The sequence below is a fragment of the Streptomyces sp. NPDC031274 genome, assembly GCF_055570235.1.
Window position 1 is genome coordinate 160,027 of sequence record NZ_JBVIHP010000021.1, and the last position, 15,469, is coordinate 175,495.

At 69.6% G+C, this 15,469-nt stretch carries 11 protein-coding genes and 1 pseudogene; 1 reads left to right on the plus strand and 11 read right to left on the minus strand.

The window, feature by feature from the left end:
* Positions 1-79: 79 nt before the first annotated feature.
* The 8 genes and pseudogenes from ACZ5CR_RS30230 to ACZ5CR_RS30265 form a co-directional block, all read right to left on the minus strand.
* Positions 80-1,078 (minus strand): annotated as a pseudogene (locus tag ACZ5CR_RS30230) (glycoside hydrolase family 43 protein); the annotation flags it as partial.
* 75 nt (positions 1,079-1,153) lie between these two features.
* On the minus strand, positions 1,154-2,302 hold the full coding sequence (locus tag ACZ5CR_RS30235; RefSeq protein ID WP_468863149.1) for an aldose epimerase family protein: 1,149 nt from the start codon (positions 2,300-2,302) through the stop codon (positions 1,154-1,156).
* A gap of 132 nt (positions 2,303-2,434) precedes the next feature.
* Complete coding sequence (gene mmsB, locus ACZ5CR_RS30240; RefSeq protein WP_468863152.1) at positions 2,435-3,664, minus strand: multiple monosaccharide ABC transporter permease; 1,230 nt, start codon at positions 3,662-3,664, stop codon at positions 2,435-2,437.
* A gap of 10 nt (positions 3,665-3,674) precedes the next feature.
* Entirely contained in the window at positions 3,675-5,213 is a 1,539-nt protein-coding gene (mmsA, locus tag ACZ5CR_RS30245) for a multiple monosaccharide ABC transporter ATP-binding protein (protein ID WP_468863228.1), read from the minus strand.
* 17 nt (positions 5,214-5,230) lie between these two features.
* Positions 5,231-6,349 (minus strand): multiple monosaccharide ABC transporter substrate-binding protein, encoded by a 1,119-nt coding sequence (chvE, locus tag ACZ5CR_RS30250; protein ID WP_468863155.1) that lies wholly within the window; start codon positions 6,347-6,349, stop codon positions 5,231-5,233.
* A gap of 3 nt (positions 6,350-6,352) precedes the next feature.
* Positions 6,353-7,321, minus strand: coding sequence for a hypothetical protein (locus ACZ5CR_RS30255; RefSeq protein WP_468863157.1), 969 nt, complete (start codon positions 7,319-7,321; stop codon positions 6,353-6,355).
* A 99-nt stretch (positions 7,322-7,420) separates the two neighbouring features.
* On the minus strand, positions 7,421-8,440 hold the full coding sequence (locus tag ACZ5CR_RS30260) for a zinc-dependent alcohol dehydrogenase (RefSeq protein WP_468863160.1): 1,020 nt from the start codon (positions 8,438-8,440) through the stop codon (positions 7,421-7,423).
* Positions 8,437-9,597 (minus strand): mandelate racemase/muconate lactonizing enzyme family protein, encoded by a 1,161-nt coding sequence (locus ACZ5CR_RS30265; RefSeq protein WP_468863162.1) that lies wholly within the window; start codon positions 9,595-9,597, stop codon positions 8,437-8,439. The genes ACZ5CR_RS30260 and ACZ5CR_RS30265 overlap by 4 nt, the downstream gene beginning before the upstream one ends.
* A gap of 231 nt (positions 9,598-9,828) precedes the next feature.
* Between ACZ5CR_RS30265 and ACZ5CR_RS30270 the strand changes: the two genes are divergently transcribed.
* Positions 9,829-10,599 carry an IclR family transcriptional regulator gene (locus ACZ5CR_RS30270; protein WP_468863165.1) on the plus strand — a complete coding sequence of 257 codons (771 nt, stop codon included), beginning with the start codon at positions 9,829-9,831 and terminating at the stop codon, positions 10,597-10,599.
* On the opposite strand, the gene ACZ5CR_RS30275 is transcribed toward ACZ5CR_RS30270, so the two are convergent.
* From ACZ5CR_RS30275 to ACZ5CR_RS30285, 3 genes are all read right to left on the minus strand, one after another.
* The gene (locus ACZ5CR_RS30275) at positions 10,596-11,138 is read right to left on the minus strand and encodes a methylated-DNA--[protein]-cysteine S-methyltransferase (RefSeq protein ID WP_468863167.1); all 543 of its coding nucleotides are present in this window, start codon (positions 11,136-11,138) and stop codon (positions 10,596-10,598) included. The two genes, ACZ5CR_RS30270 and ACZ5CR_RS30275, sit on opposite strands and share 4 nt — an antisense overlap.
* A gap of 116 nt (positions 11,139-11,254) precedes the next feature.
* Positions 11,255-13,537: a glycoside hydrolase family 3 N-terminal domain-containing protein gene (locus ACZ5CR_RS30280; RefSeq protein ID WP_468863169.1), complete on the minus strand. Its 2,283-nt coding sequence runs from the start codon at positions 13,535-13,537 to the stop codon at positions 11,255-11,257.
* Positions 13,534-15,468: a glycoside hydrolase 5 family protein gene (locus ACZ5CR_RS30285; RefSeq protein WP_468863171.1), complete on the minus strand. Its 1,935-nt coding sequence runs from the start codon at positions 15,466-15,468 to the stop codon at positions 13,534-13,536. The genes ACZ5CR_RS30280 and ACZ5CR_RS30285 overlap by 4 nt, the downstream gene beginning before the upstream one ends.
* Position 15,469: the final 1 nt, after the last annotated feature.

Below are 15,469 nucleotides of genomic sequence, written 5' to 3' on the forward strand. Positions count from 1 at the left end.
GGCACGACCGGGAAAACCGGCGGTGCCGCAGCGCTGTGTCAGGTGCTCACCTGCTCAAGTACGCCGATGTTCAGGTGCCGAGCAGCCGGTCGTACTCGGCCTGCGTCACCGGCAGAACCGTGCCGTGCCGGGCACCCGCGGGCAGGCCCGCGTTCCTCGTCTCGGTCCACTTGCCCGAAGCGAGGTCCGTCGTCTCGAAGAGGACATAGCCGCGCCCGCCGAACTCGTCGATGAGCATGTACCACTTGTCCCCGGTGTTCGACCTGAACACCGCGGGCCCCTCGCCCCGGTCGATCACGCCCTTTCCGATGCAGTCGGCCACGAAGTCGTACGACGTGTCCGTCAGGGACCTCGACTTCTCCGCGGTGATGAACTTCGAGCAGGGAGTGCCGGACGCGGGATCGCGCTCGTCCTTGGTGAAGCGGTAGTAGTCGCGGCCGTCCTTGACCACCGTGGAGTCGATCACCGAGTAACCCGGATCGTTCCAGACCTCGGGCTTGCTGAAGGTGCGGAAGTCCTTCGTCGTCGCGTACAGCATCTTGTTGTACGTCGACCCGGTGTGGCCCGGGTCGTCGGCGCCGTAGACCTTGGACGCCCAGAAGACGACGTACGCCTTCAGCTTCTCGTCGTAGTACGCCTCCGGGGCCCAGGTGTTGCCCGCCGTGTCCGGGGCGACCTTGACCAGGCGCTGGTCGGTCCAGTGCACCAGGTCGGTGGACTCCCACACCATGACCGACTTGCTGCCGGTGCGCTGCACCTGGTCCCAGCTGCCGCCGCTCCCGCCGTACATCCGCAGGTCGGTGGCGATCTGGTAGAACTTGTCGCCCTTCGGCGACCGGATGATGAACGGGTCTCGCAGCCCCTTCGTGCCGAGCTGCGAGGTGAGAACGGGCTTGCCGCCGTTCAGTTCCTGATACCGCGTGGGATCGTCGCCGCGGCTGAGCGCCATGCGGATCTGCTCACCGTCCGCGGTGCCCTCGCCGGTGAAGTAACTGAAGAGGTAGCCCGCGTACTTCTGCTCTGCCTTCGCCACAGCCGTATGCGCCGCGGCGCCGGGGGCGGCGAGCAGGCCTGCCATCAGGGCAAGCAGCGGGATCAGAGTTCTCGGGATTCTCGGGCGCACGATGTGTCCTCTCGAAGGCCGGGGCGCGGCTCAGCGCGCCGAGAAGCTGTGCACCGTGCTCGACCGGTAGGTCTGGCCGGGCCGCAGCACCGTCGAGGGGAACGTCGGCTGGTTCGGGGAGTCCGGGAAGTGCTGCGTCTCCAGGCACAGACCGTCGCCCTGCCGGTAGGTGCGCCCCGAAGGCCCGGTGAGGGTGCCATCGAGGAAGTTCCCGGAGTAGAACTGCACACCCGGCTCGGTCGTGGCGATCTTCAGGCTGCGCCCCGACTCCGGGTCCCGCAGCGTCGCGAAGTGCTCGGGGCGCTTCGTGATGCCCTTGTCCAGGACCCAGTTGTGGTCGAAGCCCTTGGCGGTCACCAACTGCGGATGGGAGACACGGATGTCCTCGCCTACCGTCTTCGCGCGCCGGAAGTCGAAGGGCGTGCCCGCCACCTTCGCGAGCTCACCCGTCGGGATGAGACCGGCGTCGGTGGGGGTGAACCGGGCAGCGGCCAGGGCCAGTTCATGGTCCAGGATGTCGCCGCTGCCCTCGCCCGCGAGGTTGTAGTACGTGTGGTTCGTCAGGTTCACCACGGTGGCCTTGTCCGTGGTCGCCGCGTAGTCGATGCGCCAGTCGCCGCGCGAGGTGAGCGTGTACGTCACGGTCACCCGCAGCGTTCCCGGATAGCCCATCTCGCCGTCCACGCTCGTGTGGTGCAGACGCAGACCCACGCCGGAGGAGTCCTTGAACGGCTCCACGTCCCACACCCGCGTGTTGAAGCCCTTGGCTCCGCCGTGCAGGCTGTTCTCGCCGTCGTTCACGGAGAGCTGGTGGGTCTTTCCGTCCAGGGTGAAGCGGCCCTTGGCGATGCGGTTGCCGTAGCGGCCGATCGTCGCGCCGAAGAACGTGGTTCCGGCGACGTACGCCTCGATGGTGTCGTAGCCGAGGGAGACGTTGGTGTACCGGCCGTGCCGGTCCGGGAGTTCGAGGGACTGCACGATGCCGCCGTACGAAAGGACTTTCATGCGGGTCCCGCCGTTGGCGAGCGACCAGCGGTACACCTTGGTGCCGTCGGCCAGCTTGCCGAAGAGTTCCTTGGTCGGCGTGCGGCCCGCCGAGGCGTACGAAGTGCCCGCGACGGCTGCGGTGAGCCCGACGGCGGCGGCCGAGGCCAGGACGGTACGTCTGCTCGTTTCCATGTGCGGCTCCAACTCCGGGAGGTGGGGACAGGGCTGAGCGGTGCGGGGCGGTAGTGCCCCGTCAGGGGCGCGGGGAACTGCGCGACCAGCCCCCACCGCCCCGCGGGTTCTCACTGGGTCTTCCGCGGCCGCCTAACGGCCGACCTTGCGCTTGTTCCAGACGTCGAACCCGACGGCGGCGAGCAGTACGAGCCCCTTGATGACCTGCTGGTAGTCGGTGCCGATGTTGACCAGGGACATGCCGTTGTTGAGCACGCCGAGCACCAGGCCACCGATCACGGCGCCCATCACCGTGCCGACGCCACCGCTCATCGACGCGCCGCCGATGAACGAGGCCGCGATCGCCTCGAGTTCGAAGTTCAGGCCCGCCTGCGGAGTGCCCGCGTTGAGACGGGCGGCGTACACACAGCCCGCGAGCGCGGCGAGCACACCCATGTTGACAAAGATCAGAAAGGTGACGCGCTTGTCCTTGACGCCGGACAGCTTCGCCGCCGCCTTGTTGCCGCCGAGGGCGTAGATGTGGCGTCCGACGACCGCGTTGCGCATCACATAGCCGAGCGCGATGAGCAGGCCGCACATGATGAGCAGCACCACGGGCACGCCGTGGAAGCTCGCGAGAGTCAGCGTGAAGGCGATGACGGCCGCGGAGATCGCCACCAGCTTCGCCGCCCACAGGCCCGTCGGCATCACGTCGAGGTCGTAGGCGAGCTGCTGCTTGCGGCTGCGCCACTCACGGAAGAGCAGGAACGCGACCGTCACGAAACCGAGCACGAGCGTCGGGTTGTGGTACTGCGTGTACGGGCCCATCTCCGGGATGAAGCCCTTGGCGATGTTCTGGAAGCCCTCGGGGAAGGGCGAGAGCGACTGGCCCTCCAGGACGATCTGCGTCAGGCCGCGGAAGAGCAGCATGCCGGCAAGGGTCACGATGAACGACGGGATGCCCACGTAGGCGATGAAGAAGCCCTGCCACGCCCCCGCGACCGCGCCGATGAGGAGCGAGAGGACGAGTGCGAGCACCCAGGGCATGTCGTGTTTGACCATCATCACCGCCGACATGGCGCCTACGAAGGCGACCAACGAGCCGACGGACAAATCGATATGACCGGCGATGATCACAATCATCATGCCGATGGCCAGAATGAGGATGTAGCCGTTCTGCTGGATCAGGTTGGAGACGTTGTTCGGCAGGAGCAGTGTGCCGTCGGTCCAGATCTGGAACAGGATGACGATGAAGGCCAGGGCGACGAGCATGCCGTACTGGCGCATGTTGGAGCGCACGCTCTGCAGCAGCAGAGCTCCGGTGGACTCCTTGGCGGGCGGCGTGGACGCCTTGTCACTCGGTGGCGTGGTCGTGGTGGTCATGGCGGATGCCTCAGCTTCTGTTCTTGGTCATGTGGCGCATCAGGAGTTCCTGGGTGGCGTCCGCGCGGTCGACCTCGCCGGTCAGCCTGCCCTCGGCCATCGTGTAGATCCGGTCGCACATCCCGAGCAGCTCGGGCAGTTCGGAGGAGATGAAGAGCACCGCCTTGCCCGAGGCCGCCAGCTTGTCGATGACGGTGTAGATCTCGAACTTGGCGTTGATGTCGATGCCGCGCGTCGGCTCGTCGAGGATCAGGACCTCGGGATCGGCGTGGATCCACTTGCTCAGGACAACCTTCTGCTGATTGCCGCCGGAGAGCCTGCCCACCTGCTCGAAGACGGTGGGCGCCTTGATGTTCATCGACTTGCGGTAGCGCTCGGAGACGGAGCGTTCCTGGTGCTCGTCGACGAATCCGTCCTTGCGCCGCATGCCCGAGAGCGAGGCGAGGGAGATGTTGCGGTTGATGTTGTCGATGAGGTTCAGGCCGTACTGCTTGCGGTCCTCGGTGACGTACGCGATCCCGGCGTCGACCGCGGCGGGCACGGTCTTCGTCACAACCTCGCGCCCGCCGACGGCGACCGTGCCGGAGACGTACGAGCCGTACGAACGCCCGAAGACGGACATCGCCAGCTCTGTCCGGCCCGCGCCCATCAGGCCCGCGATGCCGACGATCTCGCCGCGCCGCACGGTCACCGACACGTCGTCGACGACCTTGCGCTGGTGGTCGACCGGATGCCGCACCGTCCAGCCCTGTACGGACAGGGCGACTGATCCCGCGTCCTCGCCCTCGTAGGGCGTGCGGTCGGGGAAGCGGTTGTCGAGGTCGCGGCCGACCATGCCGCGGATGATGCGGTCCTCCGACAACTGCGGTTCCGCGTCGGGAGACTCACGGACCGTCAGGGTCTCGATGGTCTGCCCGTCGCGCAGGATCGTCACCGAGTCGGTGATGGCCCGGATCTCGTTCAGCTTGTGCGAGATGATGATGCAGGCGATGCCCTGATCGCGCAGTTCCAGGATGAGGTCGAGCAGCTTGGCGCTGTCCTCGTCGTTGAGCGCGGCCGTCGGCTCGTCCAGGATGAGCAGCTTCACCTCCTTCGACAGGGCCTTGGCGATCTCCACGAGCTGCTGCTTGCCCACGCCGATGTCGGCCACCGGTGTCTGCGGCTTCTCGCTCAGACCGACCCGCTTGAGCAGCGCGCTCGCCCTGCGCAGCGTGTCGTTCCAGTCGATGAAGCCCCGCTTGCTCTGTTCGTTGCCCAGGAAGATGTTCTCGGCGATCGACAGATACGGGACGAGTGCGAGCTCCTGGTGGATGATCACGATGCCGTGGCGCTCGCTGGCGCGGATGTCCTTGAAGGCCATCTGCTTGCCCTCGAAGTGGATCTCGCCGTCGTAACTGCCGTGCTCATGGACGCCGCTGAGGACCTTCATCAGCGTCGACTTGCCCGCGCCGTTCTCGCCGCAGATCGCGTGGATCTCCCCGGGGCCCACGGTCAGATTCACATGGGAGAGCGCTTTGACGCCGGGGAACGTCTTGGTGATGTTGCGCATCTCCAGCACCGGCGCGCTCACTTGAGCTGTCCAGCCTTGAAGTAACCCTCGTCCACCAGGAGCTGGGTGTTGGACTTGTCGATGCTGACCGGGTCGAGCAGGAAGGACGGCACGATCTTCTTGCCGTTGTCGTAGTCCTTGGTGTTGTTGACCTTCGGCTTCTTGTCGTTCAGGACCGCGTCCCCCATGGACACCGTCCTCGCGGCCAGCTTGCGGGTGTCCTTGAACACCGTCTGCGTCTGATCACCACGGATGATGGACTTCACCGACGCGAGCTCCGCGTCCTGGCCGGTGATCACCGGCAGTGGCTCGCTCTTGGAGCCGTACCCCGCGCTCTTGAGCGCGGAGATGATCCCGATCGAGATGCCGTCGTACGGCGAGAGGACCGCGTCGACCTTCGCGGAGCCGTAGTTCTTGCTGATCAGGTCGTCCATGCGCTTCTGCGCGGTGCCGCCGTCCCAGTCCAGAGTGGTGGCCTGGTTCATCTTCGTCTGCTTGCTGCGGACCGTCAGCTGGCCGCTCTTGAAGTACGGCTCGAGCACCTTCATGGCGCCGTTCCAGAAATACTTCGTGTTGTTGTCGTTCGGCGAACCCGCGAACAGCTCTATGTTGTGCGCGTCGCCGCCCTTCTCCGGCTTGCCCAGCTTCAGCTTGTCGACGATGTACTGGGCTTGCAGGCGGCCGACGCGCTCGTTGTCGAAGGACGCGTAGTAATCGACGTTGTCCGTGCCGAGGATGAGGCGGTCGTACGAGATCACGGGGATGCCCGCGTCGTGCGCGCGCTGGAGGACCTCGCTGAGCGCGGAGCCGTCGATGGCGGCCACCACGAGGAGGCTGCGCCCCTTGGTGATCATGTTCTCCAGCTGGGCGATCTGGTTCTCGACCTTGTTGTCGCCGTACTGCAGATCGGTCTTGTACCCGGCCTTCTTGAACTGCTTGGCCATGTTGTTGCCGTCGGCGATCCACCGCTCGGAGGCCTTGGTGGGCATCGCGAGGCCGATGGTGCTGCCCTTGCCCTCGTCCGGCTTGTAGCGGCTGCCGCCCTTGGCCTCCTGGCCGCAGGCCGCCAGCGAGCCGATCATGACGACGGTGGCCACTGCGGCGGTGAGTCGCATGCGGGATATGCGGGTTCTCATGGATCAGTCCCCTTCCGGGACGGGGAAGCGCTGGAGCTCGCCGGGCAGGCGTGCGCCGAGCGGCGACATCCCGCCGTCAGCGCCGTGCCGGGCGAGCAGATCGAGGGTGAGGCGTCCGCGGCGGACCCGCTCGCGGGCGGTGGCCAGGGTGTGGTCGCGCAGATGGGCGCCGTAGGGATAGATGCCGGGGGACTTGCTCAGGCCGAACTTGAGGTAGAGCGGGGCGCCGCGCCGGATCAGCTCGGCCGCCTCGTACGTCCGGACGTAGCCGCCGAGGTCGTCGGGCGCCTCGACGTACAGGTCCATCGGGGCGCGGCTGGCCCGGCGGATCTCCGTGAGGTGGGCCAGGGTGAGGTCGGAGGGAATGTTGAGGGAGTCGGCGCCGAGCCGCTCGTAGACCGCGTACGAGGCCGGGTTGACCGGGCCGATCAGGGCCGACACCTTGAACGTGGTGTCGGCGGGGAGCACACCGGCGACGCGCAGCCGGTGCAGCGTCCACAGCACGCCCTCGTCGGCCACGAGCAGGCAGCGCACCCCCAGCTCCGTCGCGCGCACGGCGTCCTCGACGCAGCCGGCGAGCGCGTCGTGGCCGCGCGAGCGGAGCCCGGCGCCGCCGGAGTCCGTGCGGGTGGCGGCACCGATGTCCCAGGTGCCGCGCGGCCCTGTGAACAGGCAGAGTTCGATGTCCCGCTCGGCGCAGGCCTCCACCATCTCGGTGATCTCGACGTCGGAGAGCATCCAGATGCCGCTGCCCTGGCTGATCCGGTGGATCGGCACATCGAGGCGCGAGCTCTCCTTGAGGACGACGGCCAGCGCTTCGGGACCCTCCACGGAGGGGATCTCGGTGCGCCAGGTGCCGCCGTCGGGGAACGCGTGCGGCGACGCGTCGGCCGGATCGATGGCGGGTACGGGGTGCCCGATGCGGGCTAGGGCGTCGACGCCGGGGCGGCGGGGTGCTGACGGGCTGGTCACGGGACTCCCATACGCAGTGAGTTCTGCTGTGTTCGATATGTCGTACGTTGGTCGGTTCATGAGGTGTGTACGGCGGTGTGCCACGTGCCGCTGCACGTCTCAGGGGCGCAGGAGCACCTTCCCGGTCTTCGGGTCACCGCCGCCGACCAGCGCGACGGCCTCGCCGAAGCGCTCCAGCGGGAACTCGTGCGTGATGAGCGGGGCGGGGTCCAGCAGTCCGAGCCCGAACGCCCTGACCGCGTCCGACCAGGCACGGGACGGTGCGCCGAAGACGCTGCGCACCTCCAGCTGACTCAGCGAGAGATGCACCGGATCGATGCCGACGGCGCCGGGCGTGAACATTCCGGTAAGGACCACCCGGCCGCCCCTGCGCGCGAGCAGACAGGAGGAGGCGGCCGTGCTCGGCGCGCCCGCCGTCTCCACGACCAGGTCGAAACGGCCGTGGTAGGCCTCTGCGTCGGCGGGCGTCAGGCTCTCGCTCGCCCCGAACTCCAGTGCCTGCCCGCCGCGTTCGGCCCGCGGGTCGATCACCACGAGCTCGCCGGGCGACGAGGCGGCGAGCAACTGCACGGCGAGCATCCCGAGGGTGCCCGCGCCGACCACCGCGATCCGCTCGCCGGGCCGGGGCCGTCCCGTCCGCACCGCGCCCGCGATCACCGCGGCGGGTTCCAGGAGAGCGGCGGCGGCGAGGTCCGCGTCCGGGCGCAGGAGATGCAGTAGACGGGCGGGGACGACCACGTGGTCGGCGAAGGCGCCGGGCTCGGTGAACCCCGTCTCCGCGTACCCGCCGCCGCACAGGCTCGTCTCCCCGCACCGGCACCGCTCGCAGGTGCCGCAGGCGCGGAACCCCTCGGCGACGGTCTTGTGCCCGACGAGCGCCGGGTCGGCGCCCTCACCGGTGGCCTCGACGGTGCCGGACCACTCGTGCCCGGGGATCACGGGATAGCGCACATAGGCGGCGTCCCGGTGACCGTCGTACACCTCGCGGTCGCTCATGCAGATCCCGGCGGCGGCCACCCGGACCAGGACCTCGCCGGGTCCCGGCTCGGGCCGCTCGCCGACCGTGAGCCGGTGCGCGCCAGGCCGGTCGATGACGATGGAGCGTGAGTCGGTGCTCACTTGCCGGCCGCCTTGGGAGCGCGCTTCTCCCAGCCCTCGGCCCACAGGTCGAACCGGGCCTGCTGCTGCGGGAACTCGGCCGCCGCGTCCGTGTCGAGCTCGACGCCCAGGCCCGGCTCGTGCGACACCTCGAAGTAGCCGTCGACCACCTGGGGCGCGCCCTTGACCACCTTCTTGATCTCCGCGTCCGCGAAGTCGTTGAAGTGCTCCAGGATCTTGAAGTTCGGGGTGCAGGCGGCGAGTTGCAGCGAGGCCGCGGTGAGCACGGAGCCGCCGACGTTGTGCGGGGCGATCAGCGTGTAGTGCGTCTCCGCGGTCGCGGCGAGCTTGCGGGTCTCCAGGATGCCGCCGATGTGGCCGAGGTCGGGCTGGATGATGTCGGCGGCCTGCGACTCGAACAGCTCGCGGAACTCGATGCGGTCGTGGATGCGCTCACCGGTGGCGATCGGCATGTCCACCTTGGCGGCGACCTTCTCCAGGGCCTTGAGGTTCTCCGGCGGCACCGGCTCCTCCAGCCAGGCGGGCCTGAACGGCGCCATCTCCCGCGCGAGGCGCACCGCCGTGGACGGGCTGAACCGCCCGTGCATCTCCAGCATCAGCTCGGCGTCCGGGCCTATCGCGTCCCGCACCGCCTCGATCAGCGAGACCGCGTAGTTGGTGCCCGCCTGGTCGAGCTCGAAGTGCCCGGTCCCGAACGGGTCGATCTTCAGGGCGCGGTAGCCCCGCTCGACGACGGCCTTGGCGGCCTTGTGGTACGCCTCCGGAGTGCGCTCGGTGGTGTACCAGCCGTTCGCGTACGCCTTGACCTTGTCGGTCACCTTCCCGCCCAGGAGCTGCCAGACCGGCACGCCCAGGGCCTTGCCCTTGATGTCCCAGCAGGCGATCTCCACGCAGGCGATGCCCGACATGACGATCTCGCCCGCCCGGCCGTAGTCGCCGTACTTCATCTTCCGCACGAGGTCCTCGACCGCGAACGGGTCGGACCCCACGATGTGGTTGGCCGCCGCCTCCTGGAGGTAGCCGACCAGGGCGTCGGTGCGGCCGAGCATGCGGGTCTCACCGACGCCGGTGAGGCCTTCGTCGGTGTGGACCTGGACGTAGGTGAGATTGCGCCACGGCGTTCCCACCACGTGCGTGCTGATTCCCGTAATACGCAAGGCAGTTGCCCCTTGGTTGTTCGGTATTTCGTCACACGTTCGAAATGTTGGCGTGACCGTATTCACGCAGGCGGCAGGGTGTCAATGGGTCGAGCAAAACGGTCTTGAGTCCACAGCGGACCCTCAGGCCGTTGCGCGCGGAACGTCGCAGCGCCTAGCCTGTGTTCGTCATATCGATCGTTGACCGAAGTTTCGGACACGACTTCGGACGCACGGGGTGGGAGGCCGACCATGGGACGACTGGTTCCTGCGGTGACCAGAGCACTGGACATACTGGAGCTTTTCCTGGAGGGCGACGGGACGCTGTCCGCCCCCGAGGTGACCCGCAGACTCCAGCTGCCGCGCACCACGGTGCACGAGCTGCTCACCACCCTTGCCGCCCGCTCGTACCTTGTCCAGATCCCGGATCAGACGGGCCGCTACCGCCTGGGAGTACGCGCCTACCAGCTCGGCAGCCGGTACGCGGAGCAGCTCGACCTGGCCGCGGAAGGGCAGCAAGTGGCCCGCGAGGTCGCGGAGACCTGCGACGAGACCGTCCATGTGGCGGTCCTCGAGGACGCGGACGTCATCTACATCGCCAAGGTGGACTCCACGCACGCGGTGCGCATGGTCTCCGCCGCGGGCCGCAAACTGCCCGCGCACTGCACGTCGGTCGGCAAGATGCTCCTCGCCTCGCTGCCCCCGGCCGAGCTCGAAAGCCGCCTCGCGGGGCGGGACCTCGTGGCGATGACCGAGAACAGCATCACGGAGCAGGACGCGCTGCTCGCCGCGCTCGCCGACATCCGGGAGCGCGGGGTCGCGGCCGAACACCGCGAGTCCAACCCGGACGTGAGCTGCGTGGCCGCGCCGGTCCGCGACAGCACGGGCCAGGTCGTCGCGGCGCTCTCCATCTCCGTGCCGATGATCCGCTGGAGCGAGGAGCGCGAGAACGAACTCGCCGAGTTGGCCGCGAAGGGCGCGGGCGATCTCTCGGAGCGCCTGGGCCACCGGGGCGGGCGCTAGTTCTTCGCCCGGTGCTCCGGCTGGTTCTTCGACTCCAGGTCCAGGAGCCGCCGCTTGGCCTCCAGGCCGCCCGCGTACCCGGTCAGCGAGCCGTCGGCGCCGATGATCCGGTGGCAGGGGCGCACGACCAGCAGCGGGTTGCGCCCGATCGCCGTGCCCAGGGCGCGGACCGCGGCCCGCGAGAGGCCGAGCCGCGCGGCGAGCTTCCCGTACGAGGTGGTCGTGCCGTACGGGAGGGTGTCGATGCCGTGCCAGACCCGCTGCTGGAACTCGGTCCCGACGCCGCTGACGTACTCGACGTCGAAGTGCTGACGCGTCCCCTCGAAGTACGAGCGCAGCTGCCCGGCGATCACGGCGAAGGCCGCGTCGTCGCGCACCCACCCGTCCTGGACGACGGCGCCACCCTTCTGCCCCGGCATGGACAGCGAGGCCAGCGCCGTGCCGCCGTTCGCGGTGGCCGACTCCTCGCCGACCAGCAGCAGCTCGCCCAGCGGGCTTCCGACGGTCGTGTAGACGGCCTTGGCCATGACCTTGGTCATCAGATGCTCCCTCTTTCCCGGTCACTGATCCCCGGTGACACCCTTGAGTCTGCGGGCTGCGGGGGCGCGCGGCTGGCGGGATTCGGACGTGGCGCTCATGAGGGCGTTCAGGGGCATCAGGGCGTCAGGGTCAGGAGGGCGCCGTTCGTGCGGTCGGAGGAGGGTCCGGTCTCCAGGAGCAGCTCGCCGGGCTCCACGACGTACTCAAGGGCGCGGTCCAGCGAGGCCAGGGTATCCGCCTCCACGACGAAGACGACCTCGGCGTGTTCACCGGGGGCCAGGTCGAGGCGGGCGAAGCCGCGCAGCTCACGGACGCGCGGCCAGGAGCTCGCCCCCGAGATCCGGCGCACATAGAGCTGCACGGTCTCCAGGACGGCGCGCGCGCCCGTGTTCGTCACGGCGACCGTGCAGGTGAGCGTCGGATCCGAGACCGGAGCCCGAGAGCGCGAGAGCCGGGGCTCCCCGTACTCGACGGTCGTGTACGACAGGCCGTGGCCGAAGGCGTGCGGGGCGGTGGCCGGCTGGTCCACGTACCCCCGGTAGCCGTGATCCTTGGCGTTGTAGAACACCGGGAGCTGGGCGGAGGAGCGCGGCACGGAGACGGGCAGCCGCCCCACGGGATCCGCACGCCCGAAGAGCACATCGGCGACGGCCCGCCCTCCCCACGGCCCCGGATACCAGGCCGAGAGCACCGCACGGGCCCGCCCTGCCGACTCCGGTACGGCGTGCGGTCGCCCTTGGACGAGGACCACGACGACAGGGGTGCCGGTGGCGGCCACGGCGTCGAGGAGCGCCAACTGCGCCCGAGGCAGGCTCAGATCGGCGAGGTCGACGCCCTCGCCGCACGTCATGCCCGCCGGGCCACCCGAGGCCACGACGGCAGCCCCGTTGCTGTCGAAGCGGGTATCGGCCTCCCGCGCGCTCGACCCGCCGAGCACGAGTACGGCGGTATCGGCACCGGCTGCAAGGGCCACGGCCTCCGCGATCCCGCCGCGGTCGCCGCCGACCAGCTCGCAGCCCCGCGCGTACGTCACCTTGCTGCCCGGCGGCGCCACCGCCCTGATGCCGTCCAGGACGGTGAGCCCGGTGCCGGGGCGCTGCGGCGCGGTGTAGTCGCCGAGCTGCTGGGGCAGCGAGTCGGCGTTGGGGCCGATGACGGCGATGCGGGACGGGTCCGCCAAGGGGAGCGTGGCCCCGTCATGGCTGAGCAGGACGACGGACTCGCGGGCCAGGCGCTCGCTCAGCTCCCCCAGGGCGGGGGAGTGCGCGGGATCCTCGTCGACGTAAGGCCGCTCGAAGAGCCCCAGGCGGAACTTCAGCGCGAGCACGCGGCCCACCGCCGCGTCCAGGGTGTGCTCGGCGACCAGGCCCCGCTCCACCGCCTCCACGAGCCGGGGGAAAGAGGCGTCCCACAGACTCAGATCCGTCCCCGCGCCCAGGGCGAGCGCGCCCGCCGCCACCGGGTCACCGGCAAGACGCACGAGACGATCCAGTGCGCACCCGTCGGCCATGACAAGGCCGGTGAACCCCCAGCGCTCGCGAAGGAGGCCGGTGAGCAGCTCACGGTTGGCCGCGCACGGCAGACCGTCGTACTCGTTGTACGCCGCCATGACGCCCGCCGCTCCGGCGCGGACCCCGGCCCGCGCCGCCACCAGATGGATCTCGTGGAGTTCGCGCGGGCCGAGTTCCGTGGCCGCGCTGTTGCGGCCGCCGATCGTCGCGCCCTGTCCGGCGAAGTGCTTGAGCACGACCGCCGCCCGGTCGGGGGCGAAGGCGGCGGCGTCGCCCTGCATGCCCCGCACCAGCGCCCGGGTGAAGCGCGCCGCCAGATACGGGTCCTCGCCGAAGCACTCCTCCGCGCGTCCCCAGCGCGGATCCCGCACCAGATCGAGCGCCGAGACGAGGGCGACATGGCCGCCCCGGGCGCGCAGTTGTGCCGCCGCGCCCGCCGCGGCGGCCTCGTACAGCTCCGGATCCCAGCTCGCGCCCACCGCGAGGTTCACCGGAAGGACCGTGCCGTCCAGGGCCTGATGGCCGTGCGGGACCTCCTCGACGAGGAGGACCGGAATGCCGAGCCGGGTGCTCGACATGACGTGCCGCTGAACCGAGTTGGCGACCCGCGCCGCGTCCGCGGCGGTGACGCCGTCCGCGAACGTGACACCCGACCACGGGTCGGCGCGCTGCAGGCCGTACAGCGCGCCCATGCCGTCGAACGCGGCGACCTCGGCGCGGAAGGCGTCCGTCAGACGGTGGCCGTCGGGCGTGCGCTCGTACGCGTGCCAGCCGTACATCCGCTGGTTGACCTGGCCCACCTTCTCGGTGAGCGTCATCCGCGCGAGCAGGTCGCGCACCCGGTCGGCGACCGGAGCGCCCGCCTCCTTGTACAGCGGCGCGCTCATCGCTGTTCGAGGACGCGCACGCCGAACGGGACGAGCCGCACCTCCTCCACCGCCTCTCCCGTCACCAGGTCGTGCAGCGCACCGTCCACCGCAGGACGGACCGCCAGCTCCTCGTCCGCCTGGCTCACCAGCCACACGAACCGTCGCCCGTCCTCGTGCACCAGGACGTCCGCCGAGACGTAGGGGCTGTCGACCGTCACAGGGCGCCGCACGCCCGCGAGTCGGGCCAGGGCCGCGTACAGCCGGTGCGTCTGCTCCGGGTTGACGCGGGCCGTGCGCGCGGCCATGTGCTCCAGCGGGTAGGTGGCCAGGACCGTGCGGCCGCGGCCCGTCTCGTTGACGAGGAGCGCGGGGCGGCCGTGCGCGTCCTTCGCCACGACGCGCGCTCCCTTCGGGACGACCGGCAGATAGGCGCGGCTGTCCTCGTTCCCCGCGACGGGGAAGCGCAGCGTCTCGCCCGCCGGGATGCCGCCGAACTCCTCGGTGAAGGTCAGCTCCAGGACGTCGTCCTGGATGGGTTCGGCCACCCCGTAGGTGAGCTGGAGTTCGACGCCGAAGAGCCCGTCCAGGTCGTCGAACCACGGGCCGCGCGTGCCGGGGTGCTCCCCGGAGCAGAACGACAGGTACACGGTGGCGCCCTCGCGCGCCCGCCGCTCCAGTTCGCGCCGCGTCCGGGTCGTGAACTGCCGGGTGGACGGCAGGAGATACAGCGCCGCGTCCCCGGGAAGACCGTCCGCCTCCCGCGTGAGGGCCACCGGGAGATCGGCCCCGCGCGCGGCGACGTACCCCTGATGGAGGGACGTGAAGATCAGCGGACGGTCGGCAGGACGGCTGTAGGGGTAGCCGCGCTCCAGGAACGCGGGCACGACGAGCGCCGCGTCCGCGTCCGAGCGGCGGCAGCGCGCGAAGTCGACCTGCCCCAGGATCTCGGAGAACGCGGCTATCTCGACGAGCGGGGTCTTCGGCGCGCCGGTGCGGTCCGTGATGCCGAAGTGCATCTCGAAGGGATGGTGGTCGTAGGGCGACTGCTCCCACAGGTCGTCGTAGTCGGTGTTGTTCCAGGCCATCCAGCCCGTCGCACCGCCGAGGAGGGAGTTGTGGAGCGTCTGGCGGTAGTAGACACCCGCGTTCTGGGCCGACACGGTGTCCGTCGAGAGACCGAACTCCTCCAGAATCACCGGCTGTTCGGTGACGCCCGCCAGCTCGCACTCGAACGCGGCGCGGTAGTGCTGACGTACGCGGTCCGTGTCGGAGCGGTACACGTGCGGGCCCACGAAGTCGACGTACTCCGCGGTGTCCCGCAGCGAGAAGCCGTTGTCGCGGCCCGTCACCTCGATGCCCCAGGCGCCGTCGCCGAGCGACACCGGCTGCGTGCCGCCCGCCGCGCGCACCGCGTCGCACATGAACTGCGCCCAGGCGGTGACGACATCGCTCGACGGCGGATCCACCTGGTAGACGCGGCCGTAGCCCGGCATCTCATTGGTGATGAGCCACCCCGTCACCGCCGCGTGGTCCTTGAAGCGGCGCGTCATCTGCGAGACGAACCACGCCTGGCGGCCGACGAGCCACACGTCCTCGTAGAGGTCGCGGCCCCCGCGCCACGCCGGGTCCCAGTTCTCGCCGGACATGTGCCCGACGATGAAGGTGGGCACCGTGCCCATCCCCAGTTCGGTGTGCGCGTCGAGGAAGTCACGGAAGCGCTCGCACAGCTCCTCGTCGATGCGGTGCGGCTCGGGGTGGAAGTCCGGCCAGTAGAAGAACGAGCGGGTCATCGTCAGACCGTGCTCACGCAGCACGGAGAGCTCCTCGCGGACCGTCTTCGGGTCGTAGTTCCGCCACATCAGCGGACCGCCGGTGCGGGACCAGAAGTTGGCGCCGATCCAGGGCAGGACGGCGGAGTCATGGGTGAGCTGGGCGCTGTGGCGTCGCATG